Source organism: Brevundimonas sp. (assembly GCF_031082345.1).
Lineage (GTDB): Bacteria > Pseudomonadota > Alphaproteobacteria > Caulobacterales > Caulobacteraceae > Brevundimonas.
On the sequence record NZ_JAVHLH010000098.1, the window covers coordinates 1 to 2290 of the forward strand.

Below are 2290 nucleotides of genomic sequence, written 5' to 3' on the forward strand. Positions count from 1 at the left end.
CCCGCCAGGCCCAGATCGACGGGCTGACGAAGTGGACCACCGGAATGCCGGCGCGGCGCAGCGGCAGCACGAAGCGGAACCAGCTGCCGGCGCCCGGCGTCGAGCGCGCCTCGATCTCGCCCCCCATCATCTCGACCAGGGAGCGGCAGATCGACAGGCCCAGTCCGGTGCCGCCGAAGCGGCGGGTGATGGTGCCGTCGGCCTGGTTGAAGCGCTCGAACAGCCGCGTGGCGTGCTCGGCGTTGAATCCCACCCCGGTGTCCTCGATGCTCAGCGCCAACCGGTGCGCATCCCCCCGGCCCTCCGGGTCGTCGGACCAGACCTCGACCCTGACCGAGACGGATCCTTCGGCGGTGAATTTGACCGCATTGGACAGCAGGTTGCCCAGCACCTGGCGGATGCGCGTGCTGTCGCCGAGAAACTGGCCCCGCGCCTCCGGCGAGCGCAGGACCCGGAATTCCAGTCCCTTGTCTTCGGCCCGGGCGCGCATCACCGCCAGAGGCTCCAGCGCCTCGTCGAGGTCGAACGGCCGTTGCTCGAGCGTCAGCTGACCGGCCTCGATCTTGGACACGTCGAGGATGTCGGAGACCAGTCGCTCCAGCGTGTGACCGGAACTGCGGATCAGGCTCACCATCTCCGTCTGGTCGCTCGTCAGGGGCGTCCGCGACAGGGCGTCGACGATGCCGATCACCCCGTTCAGGGGCGTGCGGATCTCGTGGCTCATATTGGCCAGGAAGTCCGACTTGGCCTGGTTGGCCGCCTCGGCCGCCGCCTTGGCGTCGCGCAGGTCCTGCTCGGCTCCCACCCGGTCGGTGACGTCGCGCGCCACGGCGTAGATGCGCCCGTCGAACTTCTGCGCGCGCCATTCCAGGGTGCGATAGCCGCCGTTCTTGTGGCGGTAGCGGTTGATCTGCCCCAGCACCGGATCGCCCGGCTTGCGGCTCTCGACCTCGACGACGCTGTCCAGCGTCGCGGCCAGATCGTCAGGATGGACCAGCGGCATCAGCAGGGCGCCGCGCATCTCTTCCGGCGAATAGCCCAGGGCGGATTCCCAGGAGCGGCTGACCTTGACTACCCGCCCGTCCAGTTCGCGGATCACCAGCAGGTCGAGGGAGACGTTGAAGAACGTCGCAAGCTCGGCGTCCGCAGGGCTCGCGGCGACATCATCCAGGTCATGAGAGGCCGCCGCCGCGCTGCAACTCATACTGGAAACCCACCTCCCGAATCGAAACAGCGCCTACTGCTACCCCTCACCGGTTAAGGCCGCATTGCCGCCTCAGTAGGCGAAGTCGCGATAGAGGCGGCTCAGGTCCCCCTGCCAGTCGCCGTGATACAGCTCCAGCAGCCGGTCGGCCGGGGTGATCCCACTGTCGGCGATGTCCTCAAGCTCGGACAGATAGCCGCGCTCATCGACCATGCCGCCCGAGAAGCGGGCGCGGTTCTTCAGCCCGTGCCGGGCGATGTCCACCAGATCGACCGCCACGTCGCGCACCGACCGTCCGGCCACCTCCGCCCGGAGACCCAGCCGGGTGACGTCGCGGCGCAGCCGCTCGTGGTCGGCGATGTCCCAGTCCTTGACCAGGTCCCAGGCCGCCGCCAGTGACGGCGCGTCGTACAGGACGCCCGCCCACAGCGCCGGCAGGGCGCAGATGCGGCTCCACGGCCCGCCGTCGGCGCCCCGCATCTCCAGATAGGCCTTCAGCCGCACCTCGGGGAACAGGGTGGTCAGGTGGTCGGCCCAGTCCTTCGCCGTCGCCCGGTCGCCGGGCAGGGCGTCCAGCTTGCCGTCCATGAAGGCCCGGAACGATTGGCCGGACAGGTCGACGTAACGCCCGTCGCGCTTGGCGAAATACATCGGCGTGTCCAGCGCATAGTCGGCGTAGCGCTCGAAGCCGAAACCGTCCTCGAACACGAAGTCCAGCATGCCGGTGCGGTCCGGATCGGTGTCGGTCCAGACATTGGCCCGCGCCGACAGGAAGCCGTTCGGCTTGCCTTCGGTGAACGGGCTGTTGGCGAACAGGGCGGTGGCGATCGGCTGCAGCGCCAGCGAGGTGCGGAATTTGGCCACCATGTCGGCCTCGCTGTCGAAGTCGAGATTGGCCTGGATGGTGCAGGTGCGCAGCATCATGTCGAGGCCCAGCGAGCCCTTCTTCGGCATGTAGGCGCGCATGATGTCGTAGCGGGCCTTGGGCATCACCGGGATGTCCTCGCGCCGCCACAGCGGGTCGAAGCCGGCTCCGAGGAAGCCGAGGTTCAGCTGGTCGGCGACCTGTTTGACCTCCATCAGATG

The 2290-nt window shown here is 68.5% G+C and carries 2 protein-coding genes; both read right to left on the reverse strand.

Translation table 11 applies throughout. The features are described from left to right. Nucleotides 1–1204, reverse strand: a 1204-nt coding sequence (locus RDU12_RS08050; protein ID WP_308684412.1) for an ATP-binding protein, incomplete at its 3' end; no start/stop codon positions are given. A 72-nt stretch (nucleotides 1205–1276) separates the two neighbouring features. Next, a partial coding sequence (locus RDU12_RS08055) for a glutamate--cysteine ligase (RefSeq protein WP_308684413.1) occupies nucleotides 1277–2290 on the reverse strand: 1014 nt, incomplete at its 5' end.